We start from the raw sequence: 17,305 nt of genomic DNA on the forward strand, positions 1-17,305 counted from the left end.
CGTCCACCGCCGGGACTGCGTAGGATTTACCTTGAATTTGCAATGCGGATCATACTTTCCCGCGGCCTCATCTGCTCTATAAAGGCAGGGTTCTTGAAATGCGGGATTCGAGGCGACTGCCACGCCGTGGCCAGTCCTCCATCCTTTGGAGCTCCGAGAATATGGAAAGACGTCTGGCTGCCATTGTTTGCGCCGATGTCGCCGGCTATTCGCGCATGATGGGCAGCGACGAGGCTGGCACCCATGCCGCCTTCAAGGCGCATCGCAGCGCGATTCACCCCATCATCCTCAATCACGGCGGCCGCGTCGTGAAGAACACCGGCGACGGCTTCCTGCTGGAGTTCCCCTCGATCGTCGGCGCCACCGAAGCCGCGATCGCGATGCAGACGCTGATGGCGGAGCGCAACCACCATCTGCCGGCTGACCGCGCCATGCAGTTCAGGCTCGGCATCCACATGGGCGACGTCATCGCCGACGAGGACGAGGTGTTCGGTGACGATGTCAACATTGCCGTCCGCCTGGAATCGGTGGCGAGCCCCGGCGGCTTCGCCATCTCGGCCAAGGCCTACAGCGAGGCAAACAAGCATCTCACCGTGCCGCTGGTCGATGGCGGCAACCATCGCTTCAAGAACATCAAGGATGCGGTCGGGGTCTGGACCTGGAAGCCCGAGGGCGCACGGGCGATCGCCCCCGAGCTGAGGGAGGCCTCCGCACTCTCGCAGCAGTACCGCACCGCGATCGTCGGCGTGCTGCCCTTCGCCAATCTCAGCGACGCCCAGGACGAATACTTCTCCGATGGCCTGACCGAGGATCTGATCCACGCGCTGTCGCTGCAATCCTTCTATCGGGTGCTGAGCCGCAACTCGACCTTCGCCTTCAAGGGCAAGAACACGAGCACTCGGCTGATCGCGCGCGAGATCGACGCCACCTATCTGATCCAGGGCTCGGTGCGGCGCGCCGGAGCCAAGATCCGCGTCACCGCGGAGCTGATCGCGCCGGAGACCGGCGAGCAGCTCTGGACCGGGCGCTACGACCGCGACATCGGCGACTTCTTCGCGATGCAGGACGAGATCACCACCAACCTGTCCGCCGCCATCGCCACCGAGATCGTCCGCGCGGAGGCCTCGGCGCCCGCGCGGCTCTCGACCGACGTAACCGCGTGGGACCGTTTCCTCAAGGGGCTGTCGCATTACTACCGGCAGACCAAGGAGGACCTGGCCGCCGCCATCGACCTGTTCCGGGAGGCCATCGCGGTCGATCCCAAGCTGTCGATCGCGCACGCCTACCTTGCCACGATCCAGATCCAGAGCATCCAGTTCGGCTGGGTCAAGGGTACGCGGGAGATGTGGGCCGAGGCGATGAACCTCGCCGAAACCAGTGTCCGGCTCGACCCGCGCTCCTCCTTCGCGTTCTCGATCCTGTCCTGGGCCCATGCGATGGAAGGGCATTACGAGGCCGCGATGGACGCCGCCAAGCGCGCGGTCGCACTCAACCCCTACGACAACGGCGCGCGCGGCGTGCTCGGCATCTGCCATTTCGTGATCGGCGAGCACCGCGAGGCGATCGAGCTGTTTTCGATGGCCGCGCAGCGCGACAACAGCGACCCGCGCTACCAATGGGCCGCACTGAACGCGTTCAGCCATTATCTGTTGGGGCAGTATGACGCGACCCTGTCGTGGGCCCGCGAGCAGCTCTACATCAACCCGAACCACATGCAGGCGCTGGCGATCCGAGCCGCAGCGCTGGCGCAATTGGGGCGGACCGGCGAGGCCGTCGAGGCGACCCGCGTGCTCATGGGCAACTACCCGACCCTGAATGTCGACCGCCATTTGCGCAATTTCCACTGGAAGCGGCCCGAGGACCTCGCTCATTACCGCGAGGGGCTTCTGAAGGCGGGCGTGCCGCTCGGCAAGCTGACGCTGGTCCAGAGCGACGTCAAACGCGCCGCCGAGTCCTGACAGGCGGACTGCGGCCGCGCGACGATCTCACGTCCGCTCTTGTTGACAGCACAGTGAATTCAGCCACACTTTGTCACACGCTGAAGTAGTATAGTCGGCGGCGGCCGCGCTGGCTGTTTGTTAGGACTTTCCGCGCTTGATCGGCGCGTCTGATTTTCACGATTCGCTGTTTTCAGGAATTGGGCCATGCATCACCCCGCCTCGAAGCCCCCCTTCGACCCCTCGATCGGGGTCTCGCCGAACAATCCCTGTCCATTCCTGCGCGGCCTCGTCGGCGAAGGCTTCGTCGACGGCGGGACCGTCCCGCTCAACACGCTGTCGCAGACCATCGCGAATGCGAGCGGCGAGACGGGGCTGATGAAGAGCTGGGCCCGGATCCAGGTCCGCGGCGTTGCGCTCATCGCCAACGGATTTAGCCACATCCTGAAAAGCATCCGGTCGGGCCCGCAGCTCGACGAACTGCGCGGTGGCCCTCTGGACAAGCGCGGCGCCGGCTCGCGCGTCCTCGGCGTCGACGGCAAGGTCAACGAGGACGAGATCGCGCGGCTCCAGAGCTTCGGCCGGACCTACACCGATCCGGACACCGGCAGCAGCGAGCCCGGCCTCAACGCTGCGGAAATCAAGACCTTCATGCACGAGAACCTCAAGCGCGCAGGCAGCGCCGTGCGCTGGTACTACCCCGTGCTGATGCAGTTCGAATGGCCCGTCCTGCTGAAGATCATGGGCAAGGGCACGGGTAAGGAGGATCGCTATCTCAGCGTCGCCGACGTGCGCACGCTGCTGAACGCGCGCCAATTCCCCGACCGCATCAACCAGCGGATTTTATCGCAGTCGCTGCTGTCATCCTGCGCGCTCAGGTTTCGCTGGGCTCTCGGGATCATAGCGTTCCTGTTCGCGGCCGCTCTTGTCGCTCTCGTGGCGGTCGCCGAATTCCCCGACCAGGTCCGCGCCATGCTGCCGCAGAAGGGAGTCCTCGCACAGCTGCTGCCGCCGCCCTTGCCAAAGCTCCCGGAGACGACGGCGGCCTTCTGGCTCGAGCAGAACTGGTCGCTGGAGGACCGGCACTGGTTCCACCACACCAGCCAGGGCACCGCGACCTTTCCGGTTCCCTACACCTGGTTCATGGCGCTGGAGCAGCCGCGTCTTCGCCTGATCTCACGCCCCGGCATGGTGAAGGACAGCGCCTATCTCGAGCGGTTCGGCTTCATCCAGAGCCCGCAATCCATCAAGACCGACGCAACCACGCTGCGGAGCTTCGGCTACGCCAATGTCTACGACACGACGCAGCCGAAGAGCCTGTCGACCGATTGGTCGCAGGTCGAGAATGTCGACGGCCTGCCGGTCGGCTTCGCGCGGATGACGGGCGTCGTCGATCCCGCGACCGGCCGCCGCGAGGAAGACAAGATCGGGCTGACCTGCGCCGCCTGCCACACCGGGCACGTGCGCTACAAGGGCGTGGACGTGCGCTTCGACGGCGGCCCGGCCATGACCGACCTGAAGAAACTCGAGAGCGTGACCGGGCTCTCGATCGCCTACACGCTCTACGTGCCGTTCCGCTTCAAGCGGTTCGCCGACCGCGTACTCGGCCCCGATGCGAGCGACGCCGACCGCAATGCGCTCAAGCAGAGCCTCAAGGCGACCCTCACATTCCTGCTCGACTGGCAAAAGGGTTACGACAAGACGATCGCCGGCAAGAAGACCTGGGACGGCAAGCAGCAAAAGGACACGGAAGAAGGCTTCGGCCGTCTCGATGCGCTCAATCGCATCGGCAACCAGGTGTTCTCCCAGGATTTCGCGCTGAGCGGGGTCAAGGGATTCGAGAAGAACCTGCATGCCCAGGACGCGCCGGTCAGCTTCCCTCCGATCTGGACCGTGCCGTGGCTCAAATTCGCGCAGTACGATGCCTCGATCGAGCAGCCGCTGATCCGCAATGCCGGCGAGGCGCTCGGCGTGACGGCGCTGCTCAACCTGTCCGACGCCTATCCCAAGGACAGGCTCTACCGGTCCTCGGCCGATGTCACCAACCTGCACTGGATCGAGAGTCTGCTGGCGGGCCCCAATCCCTACGCGCAGAAGAAGCTCGGCGGACTGACCTCGCCGAGATGGCCTTCGCAGATTCTCGGCGACGACTGGAAGATCAATCCGGACCGCGTCAAGAGCGGCCGCAAGCTCTACGCAAAGATCTGCGTGGAGTGCCACCTCGGTCCCGTCAACGATCCCGAGTTCGACAAGGAGTTTCCGCAGGAGAGCGTGTGGTCGTCGTCGCGCTGGGAGCGCATCGGCGACGAGATGGTGCTCAACCCGATCCAGAAGAGCGTCACGGGCATGGGGACGGATTCCGCCCAGGCCAGAGTCCTGGAGAAGCGGACGGTCTCGGTGCCGGGCTTCCTCGATCTGAATCCGACACGCATCCTCGGCGACCAATGGAAATGCACCAACCTGCCGGAGACGACCTCGACCGAAATGCCCTATTCGGTTGGGCTGATGGCGATCGTCGACATCGTCAGCCGAAAGGCGATGAATGACGCTCAAATCCCGCCCGACGCGCAGAAGCGCTGGTGGGGCGCCCGCGCCAATTGTCCCAATCCCGGGCCGCAGCCGCCGGATCCCAAGGAGCCCGGTCCCTGGTATCGCGCGCGCCCGCTGAACGGGGTGTGGGCCACCGCGCCCTATCTCCACAACGGCTCAGTGCCCTCGCTGGACTGGATGCTGCGGCCTGCTGCCGAGCGACCCAAGAAATTCTGCATGGGCCAGCGCGACTACGATCCGAAGCTGGTCGGCTTCGCCGTCGTCGAGGGCGAGCGCTGCAAGACCGGAGAAACGCAGTTCTCGACCACCTGGCCCGACGGCACCGAGATCAACGGCAACAGCAATCTCGGCCATTCGTTCGAGGGCAAGGGGCCGCCGCACAAGGACGGCGTCGTCGGCCGCCTGCTGGAAGAAGAAGAGCGCAAGGACCTGATCGAGTATCTGAAGACGCTGTAGCGCGGTCCTTTCACCTCTCCCCGCATCCGCCTTCGCTGAAGCTTCAGCGGACGAGAGCGGGGCGAGGGAGCGCACCGTCACGGCCGCTCACTTGAACAGCGGCGTGCCCGGCACGAAGGCGTCGAAGGCGGCCCAGAACTGGGAGCGGTAGCGGTCCTGCTCCTGGAGGATCTCGTGCTTCGAGCCGGCGATCACGAGATGGGAGCCGGCGCGCAAATGGTAGGCGAACTCCTCGATCGCGGCGGTCGAAACCACGGTGTCGCTGGAGGCCGCCAGCATCAGGATCGGCTGGCGGATCTCGGAGGGGTAGTTCATGCCCTTGAAGGTGTGCATGGCGCGGAAGGCGCTATCGGCCCAGGCGACCGTCGGTGACGCCAGCCCGAGCGTCGGATCCTCCTCCAGGATCGCGGCGTTGCGCGCATAACGCACGGGATCGCTGGTCAGGGGATTGTTGATGAAGGGATCGAGCCCGGTGATGCGATCGCTGCCGCCGGGAACATAGCGGCCGCCCATCCCCATCAGGCGCATCGTCTTCAGCAGCGCCCGCGACGGAAACGAGGTGGTGCGGCCTGGCAGGTCGATCATCGGCGCCGACAGCACCATGCGGTCGAACCAGCGCTTGCCCGCATGCGCAACGCGCAGCAACACCGTACCGCCCATGGAGTGGGCGAGCGCGAAGAAGGGCGGCGGGCAATCCGGCAGCACCACCTGCTGCACGAAGGTCTCGACGTCGATTTCGAAATCGGCGAAGTCGCGCACATAGCCCTTGCGCGGATCGCGCAGGCGGCGCGAGGAGTGGCCCTGCCCGCGCCAGTCGATCATCGCCACCGCAAAGCCGCGGTCGCGCAGGTCGCGCACGGTCTCGAAATATTTCTCGATCTGCTCGCTGCGTCCGGTGAAGACGCAGACCGTGCCCTTGCGGTTCGCCGGCGGCGCCCAGCGCGCAAAGCGCAGCTCGGCGCCATCGGGTGTCTTGATGGTGCCGCTGACGACGTCTTCGGGAACGGGATTGGACGGAATCGAGATCAGCGTCATTGGGCGAGAAATGCTGAAAATCAAGGGCGGGAGCGCCGAAAAGGCGCAAGTAGCCGCCCTCTTGAACGCCGTTCCCTTGAACCCATATCACCATGGTGCAGGCCGCTACCAGTGTTTCGGAACCGGAACATCAGGCTGCACACAGACTAAAGCCCGGCCCGATTGGCGGGCGGGTTACCAAACAGTCGCTCAATGGAGGACTTGACCATGCGTACCTACGATCTCACCCCCTTCTATCGTTCCACCGTCGGCTTCGACCGTCTCTTCAACCTGCTCGACCAGGCCGGTTCGGACGGCAGCCCCGGTTATCCCCCCTACAACATCGAGCGCACCGGCGAGAACGCCTACCGCATCACCGTTGCGGTCTCGGGCTTTGCCAAGGATGAGCTCTCCATCGTCGCGAAGGAAAACACGCTGACGATCAAGGGCGAGAAAGTCGCAAACGAGAACTCGAAGTCCGAAGTGATTTACCGCGGCATCGCCGCGCGTGCCTTCGAGCGCGCCTTCCAGCTTGCCGATTTCGTGCAGGTGAAGGACGCCTCGCTCGAGAACGGGCTGCTTCACGTCGATCTCGTCCGCGAGATTCCCGAAGCCAAGAAGCCGCGCCAGATCGCGATCAACGCCGGCGCGCCCAAGGCGCAGGTGATCGAGAACTCGGCCGCGCAAGTCGCCGCGTAAAACACGCACGCCACTTCCAGGTTGCGAAAACGCCCCGGTGCCCCGGGGCGTTTTTTTCGTTTGCACCGCATCACAGACTGGTGAGCCTCGTAACAGCGCGGCCTCTTCCTCCGTCCTTTGGGCATCGAACCCAAAACAAGACGGAGAACGATCATGACACTTTGGCGCAGCCTTTTCGTCGCCGCGAGCCTGCTGGCGGCTCCCCTCAGCCTCGCTCACGCACAGAGCCCGCAAGCCGTGAAGGCCAAGAACGTCGTGCTGGTGCACGGCGCCTGGGCCGACGGATCGAGCTGGTCCGAGGTGATCCCGATCCTCCAGGCCGCCGGCCTTCACGTGACTGCCGTGCAGAATCCGCTGTCGTCGCTTGCGGACTCGGTCGAGGCGACCAAGCGCGCGCTGGCCGAGCAGGACGGGCCGACCGTGCTGGTCGCGCATTCCTGGGGCGGCACCGTGATCAGCGAGGTCGGCACCGACCCGAAGGTCACCGGCCTCGTCTATGTCGCCGCACGCGCGCCCGATGCCAACGAGGATTTCGTCGCGCTGTCGAAGCAATTCCCGACCGGCCCGGTGCGCGCCGGCATCATCGAGCGCGACGGCTACACCAAGCTCTCGGAAGACGCCTTCCTGAAATATTTCGCCAATGGCGTGAAGCCGGAACGGGCCAAGGAGCTCTATGCCGTGCAATGGCCGACCGCGGCCTCGATCTTCGCCGGCCGCACCACGGAAGCTGCATGGCACGCCAAGCCGAGCTGGTACGCGGTGTCGAAGAACGACGACACCATCAATCCGGACTTCGAGCGCTTCCTCGCCAAGCGCATGAACGCAACGACGGTCGAGCTCGATGCCGGCCACCTCTCGCTGGTGTCGCATCCGAAGGACGTGGCGAACCTGATCCTGGAAGCTGCGGGGTATCCGCGGAGCTGAGAGGCGATTCTCACGATGCAAAAAGGCGCCTGAAATCTCAGGCGCCTTTTATCTTTGCTCCAACATCGTCCTGGCGAAAGCCAGGACGACACCGAAAATGTCGTGAGCGCCGTCGCGCCAAACGAACTGCGCGCTAATCCAGTCCCTGCGCGGCCGGCATGTCCTGTGTCGGCAGAATCGTCGCGGCGGGCTTCGCCTGACCCACTGTCGGCGCAGCGGCCTGCGGCGCGGCCTCGGCGGGCTTGGCCTGCACGGCGGCGGTCTGCTGCACGGGCTGTGCCTGCGGTGCTTGAGCTTGCGGCGTCTGGGCCTGCTGTTCCGCAGGCTCGGCCGGCTTCGCTGCCGCGACCGGCGTCTCGCCGCGCTGCGGAGCCGCCTTGGGCAGCGGCACCGTGCGCCTTGCGACATGCGGGATCGAGGCCGGCGGGCGCGGCGGGCCGCTGCGGACCACGGTCGGCGGCGGCAGCGCGCTTTGCGGGCCGTAGGGCGCGACCGTGGGCTGCTCATAGGCCGGTGCCATGCCGTAGGCATCGGCGGCGGGCATGAAGCGGATGATCCGGCCGTCGCGGGCGTCGATCACGAGCCGGCCGTCGTCGCCGCGGCGGTCGATCACCGAGATGGTGTAGACGCTGCCGCGCAGCCGCGGGATGCCGAGCGGCGAGAAGCCGTTGTCGCGCAGCACCGCATAGACCTCGGTGGCCGGCAGCAGCGCCGGGCCGCGTTCCTCGTAGCCATAGCCATAGCCATATCGCGGCGGCGGAGGCGGCGCGGCGTCCGGTGGCGCATAGGGCCGGTCGAAATCCGACACGGCGATCGTGGCCCCTCCCGCAATACCGTTCGCCGGAACTTGCGCCTCTGCCGCGGTCACAGCCAGCGCCAGCGCGGCGGCGGCCACACATCCTGTGAAAAACTTCATGGTCGACACGCTCCTGTCAGCCCCCGGATGGATCGCGCTCTTTCGCTTCTTGCGGCGTGGCGCGCCTTCCGAAGGGTCGATCCGAAGCTTCATTTGGGATTTCGGCGTCCACAGGGCCGGATCAGGGCGCGTTTGCTTCAAAACCGGGGCTGCGCAACTTTCGGAAAGCGATTGATTGACAGATCGGGAATCGGGACTTTCGCGTGCTTGTGTGATAGACAAAAATTTGGCAAGGTGATGGTTAGGACAGGAAAGCTGTCTCAATTTTGCTTGCGGTTCCGGCATAGGGATTGCAACGAAAGTCGGTGCTTCCGAGCACCAAGAAGGCAACAGGCAAAGCCGTTCACGGGGACGTAGAACGCCTTGGCCTGAATTTAAGAAAATGCGGCTCGCAGCGGACGAGCGGTGACCCAGAGGCGGGTGCCGCGGAACGCCCAAGGTGCGCCGAAGATGGCGGTGAGACAGCTTGCCGCATGGAGAGGACGAGGACATGAACGGGTCGCAATTCGAGCGCGCAAACATCGTGGCAGAAGAACTGTCGGCGACGGTCGCCTCGAAAACGACCGATCCGATTCAGGAACACAATTCGCGCCCGCCCGCCGAAGGCCTCTACGATCCGAGCCTGGAAAAGGATTCCTGCGGCGTCGGCTTCATCGCCAACATCAAGGGCAAGAAGTCGCACAAGATCGTCTCGGACGCGCTGAGCATCCTCTGCAACCTCGAGCATCGCGGCGCTGTCGGCGCCGATCCGCGCGCCGGTGACGGTGCCGGCATCCTGGTGCAGATCCCGCACGCCTTCTTCAGCCGCAAGGCCAAGGAGCTCGGCTTCACGCTGCCGCAGCCCGGCGAATACGCCATCGGCGCGCTGTTCATGCCGCGCGACACCGCCTGGCGCAACGTCATCAAGAGCATCATCGCCGACCAGATCAAGGAAGAGGGCCTGACCCTGCTCGGCTGGCGCGACGTGCCGACCGACAACTCCTCGCTCGGCGTCACCGTGAAGCCGACCGAGCCCGCCTGCATGCAGGTGTTCATCGGCCGCAACGGCACCGCCAAGACCGAGGACGATTTCGAGCGCCGGCTCTACATCCTGCGCAAGTCGATCTCGCAGGCGATCTACCAGCGCCGCGACCGCGGCCTTGCGGGCTACTATCCCTGCTCGATGTCCTGCCGCACGGTGATCTACAAGGGCATGTTCCTCGCCGACCAGCTCGGCAAGTACTATCCCGACCTGCACGAGGCGGACTTCGAGAGTGCGCTGGCGCTGGTGCATCAGCGCTTCTCGACCAACACCTTCCCGGCCTGGTCGCTGGCGCATCCCTACCGCATGATCGCGCATAACGGCGAGATCAACACGCTGCGCGGCAACACCAACTGGATGGCGGCGCGCCAGGCTTCGGTGAGCTCGGAGCTCTACGGCAAGGACATCAACCGGCTCTGGCCGATCTCCTATGAAGGCCAGTCCGACACCGCCTGCTTCGACAACGCGCTCGAATTCCTGGTGCAGGGCGGCTACTCGCTGCCGCACGCCGTCATGATGATGATCCCGGAGGCGTGGGCCGGCAATCCGCTGATGGATGAGAAGCGCCGCGCCTTCTACGAATATCACGCCGCGCTGATGGAGCCGTGGGACGGCCCCGCCGCGATCGCCTTCACCGACGGCCGCCAGATCGGCGCCACGCTGGACCGCAACGGGTTGCGGCCGGCGCGCTATCTCGTGACCAAGGACGACCGCATCGTGATGGCGTCCGAGATGGGCGTGCTGACGATCCCCGAGGACCAGATCATCACCAAGTGGCGGCTCCAGCCCGGCAAGATGCTGCTGGTCGACCTCGAGCAGGGCCGCCTGATCCCCGACGACGAGATCAAGGCCGAGCTCGCCAAGAGCCATCCCTACAAGGAGTGGCTGGAGCGGACCCAGATCGTGCTGGAAGAGCTGCCGAAGGTTCCGACCACCGGCGTGCGCTCCAACCTGTCGCTGCTCGATCGCCAGCAGGCGTTCGGCTACAGCCAGGAAGACATCACCATCCTGATGACGCCGATGGCGGCGACGGGCGAGGAAGCCGCGGGCTCGATGGGCAACGACACGCCGATCTCGGCGCTGTCGGACAAGGCCAAGCCGCTGTTCACCTACTTCAAGCAGAACTTCGCGCAGGTCACCAACCCGCCGATCGACCCGATCCGCGAAGAGCTGGTGATGAGCCTCGTCTCGATCATCGGACCGCGGCCGAACCTGTTCGACCTGCAGGGCATGGCCACCACCAAGCGCCTCGAAGTGCGCCAGCCGATCCTGACCGACGCGGATCTCGAGAAGATCCGCTCGATCACCGACGTGGCCGACACCCACTTCAAGTCGCGCACGCTGGACACCACCTTCCACGCCGGGCTCGGCGCAGCCGGCATGGACCAGGTGCTGGACGAGCTCTGCGCGCGCGCCGAAAGCGCGGTGCGCGAGGGCGTCAACATCATCATCCTGTCCGACCGCATGGTCGGCACCGACCGGGTCCCGATCCCGGCACTGCTGGCCTGCGCTGCCGTGCATCATCATCTGATCCGCGTCGGACTGCGCACCTCGGTCGGCCTTGTCGTCGAATCCGGTGAGCCGCGCGAAGTGCATCACTTCGCTTGCCTTGCCGGCTACGGCGCCGAAGCGATCAATCCTTACCTCGCGTTCGAGACCATCATCGCGATGAAGGACCGCCTGCCCGGCTCGCTCGACGACTACGAGATCGTCAAGCGCTACATCAAGTCGATCGGCAAGGGTCTTTTGAAGGTGATGTCCAAGATGGGCATCTCGACCTACCAGTCCTATTGCGGCGCGCAGATCTTCGACGCGGTCGGCCTCAAGGCGGACTTTGTCGGAAAGTTCTTCGCCGGCACGCATACCCGCGTCGAAGGCGTGGGTCTGGCCGAAATCGCGGAAGAAGCCGTGCGCCGCCATGCCGACGCGTTCGGCGAGGCGCTGGTCTACAAGACCTCGCTCGACGTCGGCGGCGAATATGCCTATCGCAGCCGCGGCGAGGACCATGCCTGGACCGCCGAGTCGGTCGGGCTGCTTCAGCACGCCGCGCGCGGCAATTCGCTGGAGCGCTATCGCGCCTTCGCCAAGATCCTCAATGAACAGTCCGAGCGCCTGCTGACGCTGCGCGGCCTGTTCCGGATCAAGAGCGCGGAGGAAGAGAAGCGCAAGCCGGTGCCGCTCGACCAGGTCGAGCCGGCCAAGGACATCGTCAAGCGTTTTGCCACGGGTGCGATGAGCTTCGGCTCGATCTCGCGCGAGGCGCACACCACGCTCGCGATCGCCATGAACCGGATCGGCGGCAAGTCGAACACCGGTGAAGGCGGCGAGGAAGCCGACCGCTTCAAGCCGCTGCCGAACGGCGATTCCATGCGCTCGGCGATCAAGCAGGTCGCCTCGGGCCGCTTCGGCGTCACCACGGAGTATCTCGTCAACTCCGACATGATGCAGATCAAGATGGCGCAGGGTGCCAAGCCCGGCGAAGGCGGCCAGCTGCCCGGCCACAAGGTCGACGCGACCATCGCCAAGGTCCGGCACTCGACGCCGGGCGTCGGCCTGATCTCGCCGCCGCCGCATCACGACATCTACTCGATCGAGGATCTGGCGCAGCTCATCTACGACCTCAAGAACGTCAACCCGACGGGCGACGTCTCGGTCAAGCTCGTCTCCGAGATCGGCGTCGGCACGGTCGCCGCGGGCGTCGCCAAGGCGCGCGCCGACCATGTCACCATCGCGGGCTTCGAGGGCGGCACCGGCGCTTCGCCCCTGACCTCGATCAAGCACGCCGGCTCGCCGTGGGAGATCGGCCTTGCCGAAACCCACCAGACGCTGGTGCGCGAGCGGCTGCGCAGCCGCATCGTGGTCCAGGTCGATGGCGGCTTCCGCACCGGCCGTGACGTCGTGATCGGCGCGCTGCTCGGCGCCGACGAGTTCGGCTTCGCTACCGCGCCGCTGATCGCTGCCGGCTGCATCATGATGCGCAAGTGCCATCTCAACACCTGCCCGGTCGGCGTCGCGACCCAGGACCCGGTCCTGCGCAAGCGCTTCACCGGCCAGCCCGAGCACGTGATCAACTACTTCTTCTTCGTTGCGGAAGAGGTCCGCGAGATCATGGCCTCGCTCGGCTTCCGCACCTTCAACGAGATGATCGGCCAGGTTCAGCTGCTCGACCAGACCAAGCTGGTCGCGCACTGGAAGGCCAAGGGGCTCGACTTCTCCAAGCTGTTCGTCAAGCAGAAGGAAGAGAAGGGCCAGAAGATCTATCACTCCGAGCGCCAGAATCATCATCTGGAAGCGGTGCTCGACCGCACGCTGATCGAGCAGGCGACGCCCGCGCTCGATCGCGGCGCGCCGGTGAAGATCGACGCTACGATCAACAGCACCAACCGTTCCGCCGGCGCCATGCTGTCGGGCGCGGTCGCCAAGATCTACGGCCATGCCGGCCTGCCGCATGACACCATCCATGTCAGCCTCAAGGGCACCGCCGGCCAGGCCTTCGGCGCGTGGCTCGCCCATGGCGTCACCTTCGAGCTCGAGGGTGAAGGCAACGACTATGTCGGCAAGGGCCTCTCGGGCGGCAAGATCATAGTCAAGCCGCCGAAGAACTCCGCGATCGTGCCGGAAGAAAGCATCATCGTCGGCAACACCGTGATGTACGGCGCGATCCAGGGCGAGTGCTACTTCCGCGGCATCGCCGGCGAGCGCTTCGCCGTGCGCAACTCGGGCGCGATCGCCGTGGTCGAGGGCGCGGGCGATCATTGCTGCGAATACATGACCGGCGGCATCGTGGTCGTGCTCGGCAAGACCGGGCGCAACTTCGCGGCCGGCATGTCGGGCGGCATCGCCTACGTGCTCGACGAGACCGGCGACTTCGACAAGCTGTGCAACCTCAGCATGGTCGAACTCGAACCGGTCCTGTCGGAGGAGCTGATCAACGCCGGCACCTACAATCACACCGGTGACCTCGAGGCGCATGGCCGGGTCGACGTGTTCAAGGGCCTACTCGACTCCGACGTCGAGCGGCTGCACGTCCTGATCACGCGCCATGCGAAAGCGACCGGCTCCAAGCGCGCCGCCGACATCCTTGCCAATTGGAAGGACTGGCTGCCAAAATTCCGCAAGGTGATGCCGGTCGAGTACCGGCGTGCGCTGCGCGAAATGGCGGCCAACGCGGACGCCGAGCCGAAGATCGCGATCGGGGCGTAATTCTCAACTCGCGTCATTCCGGGGCGCGCAAAGCGCGAACCCGGAATCTCGCAAACCAACCTCCAGGTTCCGGGTCTGCGCGCGGCGCGCGCATCCCGGAACGACGGCAAACAAACCTAAGCGGCAGGGACTTCGGGTTTAATGGGCAAGATCACGGGTTTTCTGGAAATCGAACGGCACGATCGCAAGTACACCCCGGTCGCCGAGCGGGTGAAGCATTTTCACGAGTTCGTCGTTCCCTTGACCGAGAGGGAAACGCGCGACCAGGCCGCGCGCTGCATGAACTGCGGCATTCCCTATTGCCACGGCACAGGCTCGGTCGCGCCCGGCACGCCGGGCTGCCCGGTCAACAACCAGATCCCCGATTTCAACGACCTCGTCTATCAGGGCAACTGGGAAGAGGCCTCGCGCAACCTGCACTCGACCAACAATTTCCCGGAGTTCACCGGGCGCATCTGCCCCGCGCCGTGCGAAGCGTCCTGCACGCTCAACATCGACGACAACCCGGTCACCATCAAGACGATCGAATGCGCGATCGTCGACCGCGCCTGGGACAATGGGTGGCTGAAGCCGGAAGTCGCCTCCGTCAAGACCGCCAAGAAGGTCGCAGTGATCGGCTCTGGACCCGCCGGCATGGCCTGCGCGCAGCAGCTCGCGCGCGCCGGCCACGACGTGCACCTGTTCGAGAAGTTCGCCAAGGCCGGCGGCTTGCTCCGTTACGGCATCCCCGACTTCAAGATGGAGAAGGGCATCATCGACCGCCGCGTCAAGCAGATGGAAGGCGAAGGCGTCACCTTCCACTACAACAGCCATGTCGGCGCTGACGGCAATGTCGATCCGCGCGAGATGCTCAACGAGTATGACGCCGTGGCGCTGACCGGCGGCGCGGAAGCCCCGCGCGACCTGCCGATCCCCGGCCGCGATCTCCAAGGCATCCACTACGCCATGGACTTCCTGCCGCAGCAGAATCGCCGCGTCTCCGAGGAGCCGCTGAACGGCGTCACCGAGATTTTGGCCAGCGGCAAGCATGTCGTCGTCATCGGCGGCGGCGACACCGGCTCGGACTGCATCGGCACCTCGCTGCGCCAGGGCGCGCTGTCCGTGACCCAGCTCGAGATCATGCCCGCCCCGCCCGAGCGCGAGAACAAGGGCCTGACCTGGCCGAACTGGCCGCTGAAGATGCGCACCTCCTCCAGCCAGGCCGAAGGCGCGATCCGCGAATTCGCCGTGCTGACCCAGAAGTTTTCCGGCGAGAACGGCCAGGTCAAGAAGCTGCACTGCGTCCGCGTCGACGACAAGTTCAAGCCGATTGCCGGCACCGAGTTCGAGCTGGATGCCGAGCTCGTCCTGCTCGCCATGGGCTTCGTCCACCCCGTGCATGAGGGCCTGCTCAAGCTGCTCTCGGTCGAGCTCGACCCGCGCGGCAACGTCAAGGCCAACACGCTCGACTACCAGACCTCGCGCCCGAACGTGTTCACCGCCGGCGACATGCGGCGTGGGCAATCGCTGGTGGTCTGGGCCATCCGCGAGGGCCGGCTGTGCGCCCGGTCGATTGATACGTTCTTGATGGGGAAGACGGATCTGCCGCGGTAGGTTCGCCGCTCGCCGGTCATTCCGGGGCGCGCGAAGCGCGAGCCCGGAATCCATTTATCCACGCCCCCTGACGCCCGATGGATTCCGGGTTCGCGCCAAATGGCGCGCCCCGGAATGACGAGCGGAGAGAGCCGCGCTCTCGCGCCTCATCTCACTCCAGACTCGTGCCGACAGGCGTCAATTCTGCAGCCTCACCCCCAGCATCACCACCGTGCCCTGCGAGCTCGAGGTCGGCTGGTTCGAGTCCAGGATGTCGTGGCGCAGGGTGCCCTTGATCCAGATGTTGCGGTTGAGCTTGTAGATCAGGTTGCCTTCGAGCGAGTAGGTTTTGTCGTTACGACCCTGGTTCTGGTAGTCGTAGGTGCCGTAGGTGAACTTGCCGACGGCCGTGAGCCAGCGGCGGAAGTCGTGATCGACTTCGACCCCGTAGGTGTGCACCAGCACGCCGGAGGAGCCGGGGACCGTGGTCTCCGCGATCTGCGTGTCGGTGGCGAATTTCACCGTGGTCAGGCCGCTCGCGTTCCAGATCAGCGAGCCCGAGGTGAGGAAGCCCGAGAGCTGACTGAGGCGCGGGTCGACATAGTTGCGCGCAGAATAGCCGACCGAGACCTCGCCCGTGAGGATGCGCGAGAACTCAAAGGACGAGCCGACCTTGGCATAACCGCCGTTTGAATCGCGGAAATAGCCGTTGCGGTCGGCGGCCTGGTCGTGGACGCGGGTGTCACCCTGGATCTCGACGAACGGTTTTAGCCCAGGCTTCAGCTCGTAGGAGAAGCGGCCGACCCCGCCGTACTGATTAAAGTCGCGATCGTTGTTGCTGAAGGTCGAGCCGTCGGTGAGTTTTGAATCCGTGTAGGCGGTGCGATCCACGGTGGCGCCGGCGGCGACCTGGAAGCGGTTGAAGGTCTGGTCGAAACCGATGGTCGTGCCATAGGTCGCATAGACAGGATATTTCTGAAGGCCGGCCTGCACGTTCGGGCTGCCGGGATTGTCGGTGGCGAGCCGCAGGCGCAGCTGCGAGGTCAGCTTGAGATCGCGGTCGACGTCGATGCGGCCGTCGACATGACCGGTGAAATCGGGCCGGTCGATCTCGACCGGCGAGGGCGAGGCGAAGCCGTCGATCGTCGCCGGCATGTTGTTGGTGTAGCCCGAGAACGAGCCGCGCAAATCGGCGACCAGCGCGTGGCGCTCCCAGTCGGACGCCACGAGGAGGTCGGGCGCGACGACGTAGACCGGCGAGCCGACCGGCTTGTTCAGACGCGCCGGGTTGGTGTCATAGCCGGCGGAGAGCTCGAGCCCGCCCTTGATCAGGAAGCTGCCGGCATAATCGCCGACCGCGCCGAACGCGTCGTCATCGGCCTTGAGGCGACGGCGCAGCGGCTGGCCGGGCACGTTGCCGGCCATCGCCGGCGGCACCGGCACCTTGTGCGCGGTCTCCGACGGCGGCGGCGCGATGCGCGGCGGGCCGAGCGTCCTGTCCGGCGTTGCCGGCGGCACCGGCGAGCCGGGTCCGACCGGGCGCTTCGGCTTCGGCTGCCCGGGATAGAGCTTGGGCTGCTGCCGCTTGCGGTTGAGCGAGTCGTAACCCGAGCCGCTGGCGCCGTTGGCGGCCGGCAGGCCGTAGGTCGGCACCTGGCCGACGCGCGAGGTCGCCGGCGTCTGCTGGCGCTTGCGCGGGTCGGCATTGGGATCGGGCAGCGCCGGCAGCGCGTCCGAGGGCGCCTGCGGCACGCCTGCCGTGCGGCGCGTCGGCAATGTCTCAGGCGCGGCGAAGCCGCCGCGGTTGGGATTGAACAGGTCGGGCGTGAGGCTCTGGGCGGCGACTGGACCGCTTTGCAGGGCCGTCAGCGCAAGACACGGCAAAGCCGCGCGCAGGAAATGCGCGCGTTTGCTCCGGCCCATGCCTGGAGACGACCCCACGATGGAATTACCCCAACGAAATCAAATACTTTCGCGATGGTTCCCGCTGGCTGGCAGAAACCATCGTTAATG

The 17,305-nt window shown here is 65.5% G+C and carries 9 protein-coding genes; 6 read left to right on the top strand and 3 right to left on the bottom strand.

The window, feature by feature from the left end:
- Positions 1-161 precede the first annotated feature (161 nt).
- Together WN73_RS09945 and WN73_RS09950 are read left to right on the top strand one after the other, a co-directional pair.
- A complete protein-coding gene (locus WN73_RS09945; RefSeq protein ID WP_038966174.1) occupies positions 162-1,958 on the top strand; it encodes an adenylate/guanylate cyclase domain-containing protein in 1,797 nt (598 codons plus the stop codon).
- A gap of 186 nt (positions 1,959-2,144) precedes the next feature.
- Complete coding sequence (locus tag WN73_RS09950; RefSeq protein ID WP_271552564.1) at positions 2,145-4,943, top strand: di-heme-cytochrome C peroxidase; 2,799 nt, start codon at positions 2,145-2,147, stop codon at positions 4,941-4,943.
- An 87-nt stretch (positions 4,944-5,030) separates the two neighbouring features.
- Here the strand turns inward: WN73_RS09950 and WN73_RS09955 are convergent, their stop codons facing one another.
- Positions 5,031-5,978: an alpha/beta fold hydrolase gene (locus WN73_RS09955; RefSeq protein ID WP_011090464.1), complete on the bottom strand. Its 948-nt coding sequence runs from the start codon at positions 5,976-5,978 to the stop codon at positions 5,031-5,033.
- Between the two features lie 207 nt (positions 5,979-6,185).
- Between WN73_RS09955 and WN73_RS09960 the strand changes: the two genes are divergently transcribed.
- Positions 6,186-6,656, top strand: a complete 471-nt coding sequence (locus WN73_RS09960) for an Hsp20 family protein (RefSeq protein WP_028173863.1) — start codon at positions 6,186-6,188, stop codon at positions 6,654-6,656.
- A gap of 153 nt (positions 6,657-6,809) precedes the next feature.
- The gene (locus WN73_RS09965) at positions 6,810-7,580 is read left to right on the top strand and encodes an alpha/beta fold hydrolase (RefSeq protein WP_271552566.1); all 771 of its coding nucleotides are present in this window, start codon (positions 6,810-6,812) and stop codon (positions 7,578-7,580) included.
- Positions 7,581-7,713: 133 nt separating this feature from the next.
- Here the strand turns inward: WN73_RS09965 and WN73_RS09970 are convergent, their stop codons facing one another.
- Positions 7,714-8,496: a hypothetical protein gene (locus tag WN73_RS09970; RefSeq protein ID WP_028173861.1), complete on the bottom strand. Its 783-nt coding sequence runs from the start codon at positions 8,494-8,496 to the stop codon at positions 7,714-7,716.
- Between the two features lie 490 nt (positions 8,497-8,986).
- On the opposite strand from WN73_RS09970, the gene gltB reads away from it, so the two are divergent.
- Both gltB and WN73_RS09980 read left to right on the top strand, forming a co-directional pair.
- Complete coding sequence (gene gltB / locus WN73_RS09975; protein ID WP_028173860.1) at positions 8,987-13,720, top strand: glutamate synthase large subunit; 4,734 nt, start codon at positions 8,987-8,989, stop codon at positions 13,718-13,720.
- A 141-nt stretch (positions 13,721-13,861) separates the two neighbouring features.
- A complete protein-coding gene (locus tag WN73_RS09980) occupies positions 13,862-15,313 on the top strand; it encodes a glutamate synthase subunit beta (protein WP_271552570.1) in 1,452 nt (483 codons plus the stop codon).
- 177 nt (positions 15,314-15,490) lie between these two features.
- Here the strand turns inward: WN73_RS09980 and WN73_RS09985 are convergent, their stop codons facing one another.
- Entirely contained in the window at positions 15,491-17,233 is a 1,743-nt protein-coding gene (locus tag WN73_RS09985) for an outer membrane beta-barrel protein (protein WP_028173858.1), read from the bottom strand.
- Between the last annotated feature and the right edge of the window lie 72 nt (positions 17,234-17,305).

Origin of the sequence: Bradyrhizobium sp. CCBAU 45394 (genome assembly GCF_028128655.1) — a bacterium.
GTDB lineage: Bacteria > Pseudomonadota > Alphaproteobacteria > Rhizobiales > Xanthobacteraceae > Bradyrhizobium > Bradyrhizobium diazoefficiens.